This is a genomic window from Paenibacillus sp. SJS-P3 (assembly GCF_056711585.1).
Map to the genome: position 1 here is coordinate 975,808 of NZ_CM160043.1, position 14,760 is coordinate 990,567.

The window sequence follows — 14,760 nt, forward strand, 5'->3', positions numbered from 1 at the left end:
ATCCGCGGCTGAATCCAAGGAGGATGCATCTTGCCGACCACCACTGAAGACCATCCGCAGCCGGGCCAAGAAGGAGCTTCTTCCCGACAGCCTGCCGGCAGCCAGGCAGCGGTCTCAGCCGGGCAGCCGGACGCCGGAGCGGATTCCCCAGCGCCGCGCCGCTGGGGATTGGCGATCATGCTGGGCTCGCTCACGGCGATCGGGCCCTTTTCGCTGGATATGTACTTGCCGGCGCTGCCGGAAATGACAGCCGAGCTCGGCGGGACCAAGCTGCTGGGGCAGCTCAGCCTGACGTTCTGCATGCTCGGCCTGGCTGCCGGGCAGCTGCTGGCCGGTCCGCTCAGCGACGCCCGGGGCCGCAAAAAACCGCTGCTCGTCGCTCTCGCCATCTATGCGGCTTCCTCGCTGCTCTGCGCCTTCAGCGGCAGCATCGCGATGCTGCTCGCCTGCCGGCTGATCCAGGGCCTCTCCGGAGCGGCCGGCATCGTCATCGCCAGAGCGGTCGTGCGCGATCTCTACTCCGGCAAGGAGATGACGCGATTCTTCTCGCAGCTCATGCTGATCAACGGCGCCGCCCCGATTCTGGCGCCGATCTTCGGCGGCCAGCTGCTCCGCTTTGTCAGCTGGCGCGGGACGTTCGTGTTCCTCGCCATTCTCGGCGTCATCCTGCTGACCGCCGCATGGCTCGCGCTGCCGGAGACGCTGGCTCCGCTGCGCCGCGCCAAGGGCGGGCTGAGGCAGACGTTCGGCAGCTTCCGCTTCTTCCTGCGCGACCGTTCCTTCATGGGCTTCGTGCTGACGATGAGCCTTGTGTCGGGAGCGATGTTCGCGTACATCTCCGGCTCGTCCTTCGTACTGCAGCAGCTGTACGGAGTGTCGCCATCCCAATACAGCTTCATCTTCGCGCTCAACGGAGCGGGAATCATCATCGCTTCCCAGTTGACCGGAAGGCTCGCTATGAGCATGAACACTGAGCGCCTGTTCCGCAGCGGCGTCCTGCTCGCACTCTGCGGCGGCGCCGCTCTGCTCGCGACCGTGCTGCTCGGAGGAGGCCTCGCTCCGGTAATGGCCTCGCTGTTCATCGTCGTCTCGAGCGTGGGCATCGTCGGCACGGCATCGACGTCTCTGTCGATGCAAAATGCCGGCAGCGCCGCAGGCAGCGCATCCGCGCTGATCGGCATGCTGCAGTTCGCCGCAGGAATGGCGTTTTCGGCGCTGTCGGGACTCGGAGGCGAGGGCAGCGCCCTCCCGCTCGCGGTTGTCATCGCCGCCGCCGAAGTTCTGGCCCTGCTCGCGATGGCGACGCTGCTCGGCCGCCGCCGTACCCGCTGAGGCCTGCCGCCGGCCAGCGCGTCCGGTCAGGGCGGGCATGCGCGCTGGACGAAGGCTGCTCCTCCCAGACTTGAATCCCAACGGCCTCCGCGGGGCGTTCGGGTACGCATCCGAGATCGTCAACTCCTCGCTGGAGGCGATCCACTGTTGACTGGGGTTCGAATGCATTCCGCTCGGAACCGTATTCTACATCACTCAGGCCAGCCGGTTGTTCCGGCTGGCCTTTTTTCCATTTCCAGTGGATTCATGCGGCATGGTTTTGACCTTTTGCCCGTTTTCCTTGTCTCCAGGAAGCAGCCGTGCCACGCTAGGGTGGGATTTCCTCCAACCGCCTTATTATGAACTCTGCGCTCGGATTGCTCCTTTTGTCCCTCGAACCCTTCTTTCCATATGGTACAATCAGGAAACGAGCTCTGGCTGAACGGCCGCACGGGAGGGAAAGCCGGTATGGGCAAAACGAAAGTATTCATCAGCTCCGTCAACGAGGATGGATTGAAGCCGCTGCGGCGGACGGCTTTCCGGGAACTGGAGAGCCTCGGCCATGAACCGCTGCTGTGGGAAGAAAATCTGGGCCCGTGGCCCTCCTATCTCAACCCGGTGGAAAAATGCCTGGAAGCGGTCGGGGAGTCTGACCTCTATGTGCTTTTCATCGGAACGAAGGCAGGGACCTACGATCCCGTCTCGGGCATCACGGTGACCCATTCGGAGCTGATCTCAGCGCTCGACAAAGGGATCGCGGCTCTCGTCTGGGCCGACGTGCAGGTGAAGGGCAAATTTTTTGCCTCTGTGGCTTACCGGCTCGATGCCTTTATCGATCATTCGGTCGAGGAGACCGGCCAGTATCCCGATAATGGCCGGCTGCTGGATTTTCTCCGCACCTGCGAAGAGGCGGACGCCCATGTCGATCCCTATGTCTGGCTGCTGCTGTACGACATCCGCCAGCGCGGCATCTATATGGAGGATCTGGCCGCAGCGGTTCCGATCGACTGGAAGAGCTGCTTCAGCGATCTGCTCCGCCGCGGCCTGCTGCTGCTCCCGCTGGAGCCGTCCATCATGGACAACAGCCTGCGGCTGGAGCAGGCCGGCCAAAGCTTCGACCTGATGACGGCGCTGCTGCCGCAAGTTCGGCTGGAGCCTCCGGGCAGCTGGGCGGACTGGCTGGGCACGGTCAGCCAGCGGCTGCAAGGCCGCCAGGTGGAGCATGCCTACGGCAACTGGAGCCGCGAGACCGTAGGGCATTACGAAGCCTGCAACGGGGCGTCTTTATACCGGCATGAGGGCGGAGAGCTGCGGTTCGTCGCCTGCTGCGGGGAGACATCGGCGGTGCGGGCTTTTGCCCTGGGCGATCAAAGCTCCTATGTCGCGCTCACGTACGGCATGGGAAGCCGCGCCGAGGGCGTATACTACAAGGAAGCCCGCCAAAAGTTCTTTTATTGTGTCCGCAGCGGCCCTTATGTGGCGACATTCCATTTTCCGGCGGGACTGTCCTGGAGCAACCTCCGCTATATGCGCTACAAAGACAGCGTGAATAATGCTATAATAGGGCCTAACACGCAGATGATCCGGCTGGTGAGCTTATTTCTGGGAGGGATGCGGCAATGAAAAGCTGTGTATGGGTATCCAAGAACGGCCGAGTATCCGAAGCGGACGGCATTCAGCCCCGGGACGCGCTCCTGTTCGCCACCGGAACGGCAACCTCGGAGGACCTGCTCCTTCAGCAGAGAATAGCCGCCGAACAAAATATCAGACTGATCCGGTCGAGGCTCGCGGAAGCGACCCGGCGGTAGCGGTTACATGAATCCGTCCCCTGTGGCGGATTTTTTGCTGCATCGCGGGATGAGCCGGCTGCGCAAGGATGCTGAGTCAGGAAATGGAGGCGCCCGCGATGGTTTCGGAGCTTGAACTGATCGTCCGGTCGACGGAGATCGATGTGAACGGGCATGTGAACAATGCCAAGTACCTGGAGTATCTGGAGTGGGGACGGGAAGACTGGTACGAGCGGGCGGGACTGGATTACGCGGCCTTCCTTGAGATGGGCATCCAGACGGTGACGGTCAACGTCAACATCAACTACAGGCGGGAATGCGTGCAGGGAGACCGCCTGACCGTGCGCACGCATCCGCTGCGTGCCGGTCGGACCAGCTATGTCCTGAAGCAGGAGCTAGCGGATGCCGCGGGAATCGTGAGGGCCGATGCCGAGGTGACGAGCGTCTGCATGGATGCGGCCGAGCGGCGCAGCCGAGAGCTGCCCGATCGGCTGCGCGAGGCGCTGCAGGCAGTGGACGCATAGGATCGAGGAAACGTTTTTAACATAGGGAACCTAGAGGGGGAATCACGATGACAGGCAAACTGATCTTTTTCGATATCGACGGAACGCTGCTCGACCACGACAAGAACATCCCGGCATCAGCCAAGGAATCCGTACGGCTGCTCCAGGAAGCGGGCCACGAGGTTGCGATCGCTACGGGACGCGGACCCTTCATGTTCAAGGAAATCCGCGAGGAGCTCGGCATCGAGTCGTTCATCAGCTACAACGGCCAGTATGCGGTCCGGAAGGGCGAGGTGATCGTACGCAATCCGATCCGTCCGGAATACCTGCAGCGGATTACCGAGGCTGCTGTAGCTAATGACCATCCGATCGTCTACATGAACGAAGATGCGATGAAGGCCAATATCGAGCAGCATGATTACATCGACGAGAGCATGAGCTCGCTGGCGCTCAAGAACAAGGTCATGGAATGGGACAAGGAGTACTATATCGGGCGCGAGATCTACCAGTGCCTGCTCTTCTGCACGATCGGCGACGAGCTGAAGTACCGGGAGACGTTCCCGGAGCTGGACTTCATCCGCTGGCATCAGTTCTCGATGGACGTGCTCCCGCTCGGCGGCTCCAAGGCCAAGGGCATCGAGACTTTCGTGAAGCTGGCAGGCGTCCGCCCGGAGGATGTCTACGCGTTCGGCGACGGGCTGAACGACATCGAGATGCTGCAGCTGGTGCATAACAGCGTGGCGATGGGCAATGCGATCGAGAGCGTGCAGAAGGCTGCCAAGCATGTGACGAAGGACGTGGCCGAGGACGGCATCAAGCATGGCCTGGAGCTCGTCGGCCTGTTGTAGGTGTCGGCATGCATCGGCGGAAGGCGGTCAGCTTCTCGGCAAGCTGGTTGGTCCATATGGACCATGGCTGCCGCCAATGCCCGTTAAAAGAATGAACATCAATGCGCAGCAAAACCATGAATACCAATGCAGAGCAAAACTATGAACCCCAATGCATAGCAAAACTATGAACCCCAATGCATAGCAAAACCATGAGCGAGCAGAACAAGAACACACACAATGGCTTAGCAAAACCATGCACACAATGTCATAGCAAAACCACGCACAAAAAAACCAGCCGTCGAACGGCTGGTTTTTTTGATTCATTTCCCGTCAGCTGCGAGCCTGAGCCGTCCGGGTTACCCGCTGCTCGAGATGCCGGGTGCGGATGAGTATGGCTGCGCCGACGAGCATGAGTCCATTGATGACGAACACGTATCGGATCGGAATCCAGCCGCCCAGCAGCCCTCCGATCATCGGGCCGAGCATCGTCGCCAGCTGGGTCGCGGACTGGTTCAGCCCGAAGGCGCGGCCTCGAAATTCCGGCTCCGTCACTTTTACGATCATGGCGTTCAGGGCCGGATACACGCCGGCGAAGCAGAGGCCGTAAAAGAAGCGAAGCACGCCGAAGCCGACATAGCTGCTGGAGAAGAACTGCAGCAGGTTGCCTATTCCGCCTCCCATCAGGCCGATGACGAGCACGTTCGTATAGCCGATCCGGGAGCCGAACTTGCCCCACTGGGGAGCCGCGATCAGCGTCGCGATGCCGACAGCGGAGAAGATGATGCCGGAGAGCAGCGTGGCGTCGCTCTTGCCTGCCCCAAGCTCGATCACATAGACGGTCAGCAATGGCTCTAATATCATGACGGAGAACGTTCCCAGCGCGACCAGTCCCAGCATCGTGACGAAGACTCGGTTCGAGAAGGCTTCCTTCAGATCCTGACGGACCGAGGAGCGCACCGTCTTGCGGTTGAAGTTCTGCTCCTTGACGAAAAAGACCGCGATCAGCGCGGAGACGAGCACGATGCAGCCCGAGAAGACGAAGCTTTCGCGGTTGCCCATGTAATGGCTGACGATGCCGCCGATGAGCGGGCCTAGAATGCCGCCTGTCGCGCCGGAGGTCGCCATGATGCCGAGCGCGTAGCCGGTTTTCTCCTCCGGAGTATTCGTCGCCACGAGCGCGATTGCCGCGGGCACGTATCCGGCGAGCAGGCCCTGGCCGATGCGGAGCAGCAGGAACAGATAGGGATCGTGGATGAAGAAGGTGAGCATGTACAAGGCCGCAAGGGCGAAGCCGGAGCGGATGAGCATCGGGCGCCTGCCGTATTTGTCCGAGAGGGAGCCCCAGTAGGGAGCAATCAGCGCACTCGCGAGAAACGTGATGCCGAAGGCGAATCCGGACCAGAGGGTGAGCCGGCTCGAGACGCCAAGCTCATTATGCAGAAAGATCGGGATGAAGGGGATGGAGATCGAGTAGGCCGTGCTGCAAAAAAAGACGCCGGTCCACAACACAAAGAGGTTGCGCTTCCATAAGAATGAATCCGCCATGAGGGGTATCAAATCCTTTCTGGGGGCTGGCTGGACCCTAGTTCTAGCCTGTATTCGGTTCAAAATTCTTAATCCGGTTGCTTGCGGTGTTCTCCGATCGTTTCCGTCATCTTCCATTCTACTCCTCCCCCTCTCGGAATCCAACCCTCAAAGGCAAGTTGGGTGGGGCTGATTCCGTGTATGCCGATTAGCCTCAGCGGAGTGTCGGTAATAATAGCAGGAAGAAGTTACGCCGGAAGGAGACAAAAAAAGCGATGCGATACGATGTCGTCATTATCGGGGGCGGTCTTGCGGGACTGAGCGCGGCGGTTCAGCTGGGCCGCTACAACCATAAGGTGCTGGTCATCGATTCCGATGACGGAAGATCGAACTTCTGCCTTCGCTACCAGAATCTGATCGGCTGGAAGAACGGGGTAAGCGGTCCGGAGCTGCGCAAGGCGGGCAAGGAGCAGGCCGAGAAGGTCGGCGTCCGGTTCGTCAAGGGAACAGCCGTAACCGCGAAGGCGGACGGAGAGGAAGAGTTTGTCATCGAGACGGATGCCGGAGAGCGGTACGAGGGACGGAGGCTGCTGCTGGCGACAGGCGTCATGGACAGGCTGCCGCCGCTCGAGGGACTGGTTCCCTGTCTCGGCATCAGCATCTACGTCTGCCCTGATTGCGACGGCTACGAGCTGTCGGGCCGGAGGGCGATCGTCATGGGTTCAGGCAATCCGGGAGCGCATATGGCGGATATCCTGACTTATTGGACGCAGGATCTGGTTTATGTGAACCATGAGCAAAAGGAAGTCTCTCCCGATCTCATGAACAAGCTCCGGCAAAAGGGCGTCGAAATCATGGAGGAGCCGATCCGCCGCCTGATCATCCGGGATGAGCAGCTGCAGGGAATCGTGCTGGAGTCGGGCAAGGAAATCGAGGGCGGCAAGGCATTCGTCGCCTTCGGCGGCAACGAGGTGCGTTCCGGACTGGCGGCGCAGCTCGGCGTCACGCTGCACGGCAACCGCCATATCGAAGCGGATCCGCGCACCAAGATGACGAATGTCCGCCATGTGTGGGCTGCAGGCGACGTCCTTGCACATTCGGAACAGGCTTCCATCGCCATGGGAGACGGCTGCCAGGCGGCGATCTGGATTCACAAGAGCCTGATCGAGAAGGATGGGAGCAAGGCGCTGAGACCTTTGGAGGCGGCGGCTGAGCAGGGAATGTAGGAGGAAGGATTGCTGCGGCATTGGATGCAGGCTTTGGCTGCATATACCAGCAGCGGCGGGCAACCCGTTTGTTTCAGACAGGGCTGACGAATGGCAGGAAGCTTCGCTTCCGGCGGTCCGGCAGCCCTGTTTGTGTCCGCGAGAGGGCTCTAGGCGAAGAAGCTGCCTATTAGCTGGTTGAGGGGGGATGATGGGAGACAGGATAGGATGATGGGAGACATATTGGAACATTGGCTGCCTATCAAAGGATCCGATGGGGCATATCATCCGTTATCTGTAGAGTTTATTTGGATGGGATCCAATAGACAACCTTTCGGAACCACGTCCATTCGCTCGTTATCGGACATACGACCCGTAATTTTTGAGCCGAAAGGACATCTATTTGCTTGTTATCGGACATACGATCCGTTATTTGAGACGAAAGACATCCAATCGCTCGTTATCGGACATACGATCCGTTATTTTCCTGTTTTAAGGTCTTTAGCGGTCTGTTTTTAGGAAATAGCGGAACTGATGTCCGATAAATTTGAAAAACACGTGTTTAAGGCCAAATAACGGATCTGATGTCCGATAAAGGCCAGAACGGCATTTAGACTGCTCATAAATGGAGCTGGCTGTCCGACAATCCGAGAGGACATGGTTGCGGAGCCCGATTGCCGAACGCGATGTCCGGACATGCGAGAAAACGCAAGTTAGCGTGCCGATAGCCGATCCAGGTTCGTTCGGATGGCCGATAGTACTCATGACGATTCGGTATCGGCCCATTGACGGGTTGAATGTCTAAATGCGGCGGTTCTTCCGATCGAGCCTTCCACCGTGATCCAGCCTTTCGCCGAGCGAGACTGTCCAGCTTTCCAACCGTTTGCTGCGACCGCGGCTAAGGGCTGCGCAAATCCGGACGATACCGAGGAGGCACCAAACCAGTTCGTACGAGGTGCCCTCGTTTCTTTCTATAATGGCACTAGGAGCATTGCGAATCACGGAAAAACTCCTTTCTCCATATATCCGTTGTGGTGACAGTGTATCAAATCGGCCTGCGCCAATCCACTTTTTTACAGTTTAATGACGGAATGGCTCATGATCTTCCTTTTTCCGTATGCCGGCGTTAAAATGAGGCTCTAGAACAAATGTTTGGAGCCGCCGAACAACGGAGGAGGACAGGCGATGCCGTTCCAGTTCAAGGCCGGGGATTATCCCGACAAGCCCGGCTGCTACCTGATGCGCGACGCATCGGGCCGTCTGCTGTATGTCGGCAAGTCCAAGAAGCTGAGGAGCCGTCTGCGTTCCTATTTTCATACAAATCATAAACGCAAGCGGCTGAGAGAGCTCGTCGGCCTCATCGATTCCATCGAAGTGCTGCTCGTCAACAACGAAACCGAGAGCCTGCTGCTGGAAAACAACCTGATCAAGATCCATAAGCCTCCCTACAATCGAGCGCTGAAAAAGGACAACAGCGGCTACGCCTACCTGATGCTGACCGCCGAAAGGATTCCGAGGCTGGACGTTTATTATCGCGACCGCCGCGAGCAGGGGGGCGCAGCCTCTTCCGCCGAGGCGGCTGGTCAAGCATACCTTTCCTTGCAGCCGAAAGATCTGAATGCTTCGAGCACCTCGAATCCCTCGAACGCCTCAAAGGAGCTGAACATCTCGAACGTTTCGAACATCTTGAACGATTCGAACGCCTCGAACGGTTCGAGTGCTTCAAATGTCTCTGATGCCTCGAACGGTGCGAATGTCTCCAACGCTTCAGATTTGCCGAACGCCTCGAACGAGCCGAACACTCCAAACGCATCAAGAAGCGGGTGGAACCATTCAGCTTCAACAGCCTCGGCTGCAGGCAAGAACAGCCCGACGAATGCCGGACTGGAGCCGAAGCGCTTCGGGCCGTTCGCGAGCGCCCGCTTCCGCAACGAGCTGCTGGAGTTCGTCGCCGACCACTACAAGCTGCGTTCCTGCACCAAGCTGCCCAAGCGGGCCTGCCTGCTCTACCACATCGGCAAATGCAGCGGAATCTGCGAAGGGCATATCAGCGAGGAAGAGTACGGCCAGAAGGTCAAGCAGGTATCCGATCTGCTGTTCAGCGGCAGCAAGGAGGCGCTGATTGCTCAGATGTACCGTCAGATGGGCGAATATGCCGAGCAGCTGAAGTTCGAGAAAGCCCAGAATATGCTGGGCCATATCCGCAACCTCGAGAAAACGCCGGACAAGCAGATCGTCGACCGCGAGACGAATGTGAACCAGGAGGTTCTCTACTTCGGCGAGGAAGGCGTCATGATCGCCAAGGTGCAGGAAGGCATGCTCCGAGACCTGCAGCTGCACGAGCTGGAGCGCGGGTACGGCGAGGCAGCCTGCGACCGTTTCCTCATCCATCGCTATCGGCACAACACCAAGCCGGACGAGCTCATCGTCAATGTCGTGTCGGATCCGGGAGCGGTGCGCAGGGCGCTCCGCATGCCCGGAGAAGGCCGGGCCCGCCCTCTTCTCATTACGCAGCCCAAGCGCGGATTGAAGCATGCGCTGCTGCAGCTGTGCAAGGAGAACTACGACTACCGCAAGGGCGGCGGCTGACAGCCGGACATTGGAGCTTGTCTTCGGATAACATGCTTGCCTTCGGATAGTAAGCTTGCCTTTGGGTATCAAGCTTGCCTTCTGATACTATCCGATACTAAGCTTGCCACCGGATATTAATCTTGCCTTCGGATAGTAACCTTGATGCCGGATTGTATAGCTTGCCTCCTGGATAATGAAGCTTGCTTCTCCTCCGGCGTGGGTAATAGGACATAGCTTGAACGCAGATGCGAAGATTCGAAGCCCGCGGCGAGCGGAGACAGATCCGCATCGCACGGACTTGACCGGATTCAGGCTATTCAGGAGAGGAGACGCAGCCATGCAGCAGCCGTTGATGCTCGTTACCGGAGCGAACTCCGGCATGGGGCTGGCTACGACCGTAGAGCTTGCCCGATCGGGCGCTAAGGTCGTCATGCTTTGCCGCGACGCTCGGCGAGGAGCGGAGGCGAGGGAAGAAGCCATCCGCCGCAGCGGATCGAGCGATATCATGCTGATGACGGCCGATCTAGGTTCCCTCGACAGCATTTCCCGGTTCGCTGAAGATTTCCGTGCCCGCTACTCCCGGCTTGACGTGCTCGTGAACAATGCCGGGGTTGTCACCGTGAAGCGGGAGACGACGGAGGACGGGTTCGAGCGGATGATCGGCGTGAACCATCTGGGGCATTTTGCGCTCGTCCACGGATTGATGGAACCGCTCCTTGCAGCGGGCAACTCTCGGATCGTAATCGTCTCCTCCGGCGCCCATAAGGCGGGCAGCATTCATTTTCCCGACCCGCATCTTACGAAGGGATTCAATGTCGTCAAGGGGTATGCCCAGTCCAAGCTCGCAAACCTGCTGTTCACGCTGGAGCTGAGGAAACGCTGCTGTGATCGAGGGATTCACGTGCATGCCCTCCATCCAGGGGCAGTCTCGACCAGCCTTGGCGTCAGCCGCGACACGGGCTTCGGCCAGGCGGTCTACAAGCTGCTGACCCCGTTCTTCCAGACGGCTGAGGCAGGCGCTTCTACGGCTATCTACCTGGCGTTGTCGGATGAGGGTGGAGAGGAAGGGAGCTTGTATTATATCAAAAGCAAGCCGGCCGAGCCTTCCCGCAAGGCTTTGGACGAAGAAATGGCCGCGCGGCTCTGGCAGTGGAGCCAGCAGCAGACCGGCTTGATCTGGAGCGAGCCGCCGGCGGCCGTGCTCCGCTGAGCTGCGAGACGTCGGTCGGATTGTCCGACGGCTAAGGTCCAAATAGACAAAAAGGCAGCCGGAACTTCCGGCTGCCTTTTCCTTGTATGGCCGAGCGACGCCGCTCCTTCTCGGTTCTCCAACCTTCTCGGTTCTCCAACCTTCTCGGTTCTCCAACCTTCTCGGTTCTCCAACCTTCTCGGTTCTCCAACCTTCTCGGTTCTTCAACCTTCTGGGTTCTCCAACCTTCTCATGCATGCGGCCGGACTGCAGCCAGGAAATCCTCCAGCCTTTGCTGGAACAACTCCGCCTCGTCGAACAGCAGGCCGTGCCCGCTCTTTTCGAATCGATAGGCTGTCGCTCCAGGCAGAGCGGCCGCGAGCTGCTCGGAAGCGGCTCGCGGGACAATGCGGTCGTGCACGCCGTAAAAGACGGCGGAAGGCAGCCCTGCAAGCCTCTTCAGCTCGCCGCTCAAATCTTCGGCCAGCGCCGCCTCGGCCCCCGAGACGGTTCCGGCAAGCGAAGCTTCCAGCCCGAGCGAAGCGAACCAGCTCATGAATTCAGGACTGTGGTAGCGGTAAAACATCTGTTTGGCATAACCGGTCACCATGGCCGGCCGGTCTGCCTTGGCTTTGTCGATCAAATCCTTCGTTTGAGCCGCCTGCAAGCCATGAGGCCATTCGGCGCTCTTGGCAAGAGAGACGGCGGCGGAGACAAGAGCGAGTCCGGCCAGCTTCTGCTTGCCGTGGCGGACCGCGTACCGGATCGCAGCCCCTCCTCCGGTGGAGAAGCCGGCCAGCAGAAATCGTCCAAGACGGAGCGACTGCCCGATATCGTCCAAATCGTCAGCGGTCTGGTCATGGGAATAGCCGTTCCAGGCGGCGTCCGAACGGCCGAAGCCTCTCAGATCCGGTGCGATGCAGCGATAACCGAGAGCGGGCAGCCGCGCCAGCTGGGTATCGAAGATCCGATGGTTCAGAGGCCATCCGTGCACCAGCAGCAAGGGAACGCCTTCGGAGGGGCCGGAGACATGGACATAGAGGGCGGTGCCGTCCCGGGTTTCGATATAAGGCATGCTGGACCTCCTTTGGACCAAATAAGACTGGACTAAAAGGATATGTCCGCATTCTCTTTCTTATGAAAACGTTCTATCCCTTTCCTGCATCCGGAGGGGCTTCTATTCGAATGCAGGGCATGCGATTAAACTGGGAATGGACAGAGAATGGACAATGAGAGTGTGATGAGAAAAGGCACCTATGACCCCTGATCAGGAAGCAGAAATCATCCGTGAAGAGAAATTCGAGATCATAACGTCGGCAAGCGGGACCTCCACGATGCCCATCGGTTCGTGGCCGATGACGTAATCGTCGTACATTCCCTTGATCTCGCGGTTGAAGATGTGCAAGTCCGAGCCGCATATGGCTGTTGTCGTGATCCGGACGAGCACGTCGTCCTTCTTCTGAAGCTTGGCAGCTCTGACTCCCTTGACCTCGACATTGCGTCTTCCCTGGTAAGTCAGTGCTTTCATGCGCATGCGCTCCTTTGATCGCTTTAATCAAACAGCTCTTGCAGGGCGGATTGATGGTGCGGCAGCTGTCATCGGCGCATAGTATCGCCCCTTTATTTGAGTTTCTAGCCGCACTGTATGTAGAATGAAACCATAAGGAGGCGGGAGTCTGGATGAACAAACTCAAATGGCTGTCGGCTGCCGGATATGCCGCCGTTCTGGCTGCCGTCTATTTCTATCATCAGCCGATTATCGCCTGGATGAAGGATGGGAACGCCCCGGCGGCGCTGATGGCCCTGGCGGCGGCAGGCTTCGCTTTTTTTCCGATCATTCCTTACGGAATCGTCATCGGCGCGCTCGGCTATATGTACGGTCCTCTCGCGGGAGGGCTCATCAGCCTGTTCGGGGCATGGACAGCGGCTCTGCTGATGTTCGGGGCGCTGCGTTATTTCTTCCAGGACAAGGGACGCCAGTGGCTTGGCAAGGTCCGGCAGCTGGACGGCTTTGTGCGCATGACGGAGCGCCATCCCTTCTTGTCCATCCTGATCGCCAGGATGATTCCGGTCATTCCGCAGTATGCGGTCAACGCTTACGCCGCGGTCGCGGGAATTCCGTTTGCGCTATATGCTGCGGCTTCGGCGCTGGGCAAGGTGCCGGCGATGCTTATCTATGCTTACGCCGGCCAAAGCCTTGCCACTCATCCTTCCCGCATCTTCGCTCTGGCAGTCTTGTATATCGCTTTTCTCGGGCTGGTCCTGATCGCCTACAGGCGTCTGGCGTCGCGTTCGTGAGAAAGGATGAATGAGACGTTGCCTTCGCGGGTAGAAGAGAGGTAAAGGGAACGATGCGGGCGGCTGTTCCGGGGGAACGGGAAGCTGCCGGCAAACGGGATCGATACGCGCTCCCTGACAAGGGAACAGGAAAGGTGCCGACATCCATGGGCTATGCCTTTATCTTGCTATATTTGCTGATCATCCTGATCGTGCTCCGTCTAAGCACGATCCTGCTCGTCATGACCGGCATGGAGCCGAGCCAGTCCAGCTTCCAGGCTGCGTCCATGCTGACAGGGGCCGGCTTCACGACGTCCGAATCGGAGCTCGTCCTGCGCCACCCTGTCCGCCGCAGGATCGGTCTGGCGCTCATATTATTCGGCGCCTTCTCCCTCGCGGTGCTGGTGTCTGTCATCAGCAGCCTCATCTCCGAGAACAGCCACATGTCCGTGCTGGCGGCTGTGGCGGCCGTGCTCGCCTGTGCCTGGTTTCTCCTGAGAGTGCCTGCGGCCAACCGCCGAGTCGCCCACTGGATCGCGAGCCGGGTTCCGTCCCATACGGAAGCAGCTCCGGTGCCGGTAGAGGAGCTGGCGGACGACCAGCATCAGGAGGACGTCATGGGCGTCCAGATCGCGGCGGATTCGCCTTGGCTCGGCTTGACCTTGAGGCAAGTGCTGCCCGAGGGAGAGGAAATCGTGCCTCTGGCCATCAAGCGCGACGGCCGCAAGATCCGCAAGGCCCGCTGGGAGACGCCGATCGAAGCCGGCGACTTCGTGCTGTTGTATGGCGAGGAGGAAGCGATCCAAGCTTCTTATCGGGCGATCTCGGCATCCGAGGGCGCCATCAAGGAGGAAGGCGGATGACCGCGAAGAAAGGTAGGAAATTCGACTACGGTATATAAGGATAAAGCTGAATTTCCCGGCATGGACATGGCACGCAAATTTCTGAAGATGGGCTATGCGAGAGCTGTGTTCAAGGATGCTTGGGATTCAGCCAAGAAAGACCTGGATTATATTCGGATGAAGCAGAAGCATATAATCAATCACGAGCAGGAAGGTTAGGCTTCCTGTCCCAAAGAAAGGCAGGAAAGAACGGATGGCTTTGACGGAAATGAACGAAAACACCTTCCTCGCGCTTGGGCGCATCCACCGCAGGGAGGCTCTTTTCTTTTCGACCCCCTTATGCGGAACATGCCGGGTAGCGGAGAGGCTGCTGGAAGCTGCCGCTTCCATCGGCGGCACGGTGCCGGTGAGCAAAATCAATATCAACTTCGCTCCGAAACTGCGCGAGAAGTGGCAGATCCGAAGCGTGCCCGCGCTTGTCATCCTGGAGAACGGCCAGCCGGTCGAGACGGTCTATGCGATGCAGTCGGCGGCAGCGCTATTTATGAGGCTGCAAAAACCGGATATAGAGGCAGATGGAAGAACATGATTCAAAAGAGCTGGAATGTATCTTATTCATGGGAAAGTATCTTTCATGAGTAAGAATTCATTTTATATTGCAATCGCTTCCTCTGACATGAGGAAGAAATTTTCTGCTTTTAGTTCAAAAGGAGCGGATTAT

Annotated in this window: 13 protein-coding genes and 2 pseudogenes; 12 read left to right on the forward strand and 3 right to left on the reverse strand. The window is 58.8% G+C overall.

What is annotated here, in order from left to right; genetic code table 11:
* Positions 1-30: 30 nt before the first annotated feature.
* The 5 genes from AC06G8_RS04410 (at position 31) to AC06G8_RS04430 (ending at position 4,449) form a co-directional block, all read left to right on the forward strand.
* A complete protein-coding gene (locus AC06G8_RS04410; RefSeq protein WP_480284504.1) occupies positions 31-1,332 on the forward strand; it encodes a multidrug effflux MFS transporter in 1,302 nt (433 codons plus the stop codon).
* Positions 1,333-1,779: 447 nt separating this feature from the next.
* Positions 1,780-2,934: a DUF4062 domain-containing protein gene (locus tag AC06G8_RS04415; protein ID WP_480284505.1), complete on the forward strand. Its 1,155-nt coding sequence runs from the start codon at positions 1,780-1,782 to the stop codon at positions 2,932-2,934.
* On the forward strand, positions 2,931-3,119 hold the full coding sequence (locus AC06G8_RS04420; RefSeq protein ID WP_021881857.1) for a hypothetical protein: 189 nt from the start codon (positions 2,931-2,933) through the stop codon (positions 3,117-3,119). The genes AC06G8_RS04415 and AC06G8_RS04420 overlap by 4 nt, the downstream gene beginning before the upstream one ends.
* 98 nt (positions 3,120-3,217) lie before the next feature.
* Positions 3,218-3,622, forward strand: coding sequence for an acyl-CoA thioesterase (locus tag AC06G8_RS04425; protein ID WP_447662508.1), 405 nt, complete (start codon positions 3,218-3,220; stop codon positions 3,620-3,622).
* Between the two features lie 47 nt (positions 3,623-3,669).
* Positions 3,670-4,449: a Cof-type HAD-IIB family hydrolase gene (locus AC06G8_RS04430; RefSeq protein ID WP_480284506.1), complete on the forward strand. Its 780-nt coding sequence runs from the start codon at positions 3,670-3,672 to the stop codon at positions 4,447-4,449.
* 312 nt (positions 4,450-4,761) lie between these two features.
* On the opposite strand, the gene AC06G8_RS04435 is transcribed toward AC06G8_RS04430, so the two are convergent.
* Positions 4,762-5,976, reverse strand: coding sequence for an MFS transporter (locus AC06G8_RS04435; RefSeq protein ID WP_447662510.1), 1,215 nt, complete (start codon positions 5,974-5,976; stop codon positions 4,762-4,764).
* 254 nt (positions 5,977-6,230) lie between these two features.
* On the opposite strand from AC06G8_RS04435, the gene AC06G8_RS04440 reads away from it, so the two are divergent.
* The 3 genes from AC06G8_RS04440 (at position 6,231) to AC06G8_RS04450 (ending at position 10,941) form a co-directional block, all read left to right on the forward strand.
* Positions 6,231-7,181 (forward strand): NAD(P)/FAD-dependent oxidoreductase, encoded by a 951-nt coding sequence (locus AC06G8_RS04440; RefSeq protein WP_480284507.1) that lies wholly within the window; start codon positions 6,231-6,233, stop codon positions 7,179-7,181.
* A 1,164-nt stretch (positions 7,182-8,345) separates the two neighbouring features.
* Complete coding sequence (locus tag AC06G8_RS04445; protein ID WP_480284508.1) at positions 8,346-9,749, forward strand: GIY-YIG nuclease family protein; 1,404 nt, start codon at positions 8,346-8,348, stop codon at positions 9,747-9,749.
* Positions 9,750-10,068: 319 nt separating this feature from the next.
* Positions 10,069-10,941, forward strand: coding sequence for an SDR family oxidoreductase (locus AC06G8_RS04450; RefSeq protein ID WP_480284509.1), 873 nt, complete (start codon positions 10,069-10,071; stop codon positions 10,939-10,941).
* A 229-nt stretch (positions 10,942-11,170) separates the two neighbouring features.
* On the opposite strand, the gene AC06G8_RS04455 is transcribed toward AC06G8_RS04450, so the two are convergent.
* Complete coding sequence (locus tag AC06G8_RS04455) at positions 11,171-11,995, reverse strand: alpha/beta fold hydrolase (protein WP_480284510.1); 825 nt, start codon at positions 11,993-11,995, stop codon at positions 11,171-11,173.
* Between the two features lie 252 nt (positions 11,996-12,247).
* Positions 12,248-12,448: pseudogene (locus AC06G8_RS04460) on the reverse strand (alcohol dehydrogenase catalytic domain-containing protein); the annotation flags it as partial.
* A 152-nt stretch (positions 12,449-12,600) separates the two neighbouring features.
* Between AC06G8_RS04460 and AC06G8_RS04465 the strand changes: the two are divergent.
* The 4 genes and pseudogenes from AC06G8_RS04465 to AC06G8_RS04480 all read left to right on the forward strand — a co-directional run bounded on the left by AC06G8_RS04465 (position 12,601) and on the right by AC06G8_RS04480 (position 14,628).
* Complete coding sequence (locus AC06G8_RS04465) at positions 12,601-13,218, forward strand: TVP38/TMEM64 family protein (RefSeq protein ID WP_447662515.1); 618 nt, start codon at positions 12,601-12,603, stop codon at positions 13,216-13,218.
* A 134-nt stretch (positions 13,219-13,352) separates the two neighbouring features.
* A complete protein-coding gene (locus tag AC06G8_RS04470) occupies positions 13,353-14,060 on the forward strand; it encodes a TrkA C-terminal domain-containing protein (RefSeq protein ID WP_480284511.1) in 708 nt (235 codons plus the stop codon).
* A gap of 36 nt (positions 14,061-14,096) precedes the next feature.
* Positions 14,097-14,258 (forward strand): annotated as a pseudogene (locus tag AC06G8_RS04475) (DUF4385 family protein); the annotation flags it as partial.
* A gap of 34 nt (positions 14,259-14,292) precedes the next feature.
* Entirely contained in the window at positions 14,293-14,628 is a 336-nt protein-coding gene (locus AC06G8_RS04480) for a thioredoxin family protein (protein WP_480284512.1), read from the forward strand.
* Positions 14,629-14,760 lie beyond the last annotated feature (132 nt).

Coding starts and splice junctions, on each gene's coding strand:
- AC06G8_RS04455 (WP_480284510.1), bottom strand. CDS start 11,995: ATGCCTTATATCGAAACCCGGGACGGCACCGCCCTCTATGTCCATGTC.
- AC06G8_RS04465 (WP_447662515.1), top strand. CDS start 12,601: ATGAACAAACTCAAATGGCTGTCGGCTGCCGGATATGCCGCCGTTCTG.
- AC06G8_RS04450 (WP_480284509.1), top strand. CDS start 10,069: ATGCAGCAGCCGTTGATGCTCGTTACCGGAGCGAACTCCGGCATGGGG.
- AC06G8_RS04440 (WP_480284507.1), top strand. CDS start 6,231: ATGCGATACGATGTCGTCATTATCGGGGGCGGTCTTGCGGGACTGAGC.
- AC06G8_RS04425 (WP_447662508.1), top strand. CDS start 3,218: ATGGTTTCGGAGCTTGAACTGATCGTCCGGTCGACGGAGATCGATGTG.
- AC06G8_RS04435 (WP_447662510.1), bottom strand. CDS start 5,976: ATGGCGGATTCATTCTTATGGAAGCGCAACCTCTTTGTGTTGTGGACC.
- AC06G8_RS04430 (WP_480284506.1), top strand. CDS start 3,670: ATGACAGGCAAACTGATCTTTTTCGATATCGACGGAACGCTGCTCGAC.
- AC06G8_RS04480 (WP_480284512.1), top strand. CDS start 14,293: ATGGCTTTGACGGAAATGAACGAAAACACCTTCCTCGCGCTTGGGCGC.
- AC06G8_RS04445 (WP_480284508.1), top strand. CDS start 8,346: ATGCCGTTCCAGTTCAAGGCCGGGGATTATCCCGACAAGCCCGGCTGC.
- AC06G8_RS04420 (WP_021881857.1), top strand. CDS start 2,931: ATGAAAAGCTGTGTATGGGTATCCAAGAACGGCCGAGTATCCGAAGCG.
- AC06G8_RS04415 (WP_480284505.1), top strand. CDS start 1,780: ATGGGCAAAACGAAAGTATTCATCAGCTCCGTCAACGAGGATGGATTG.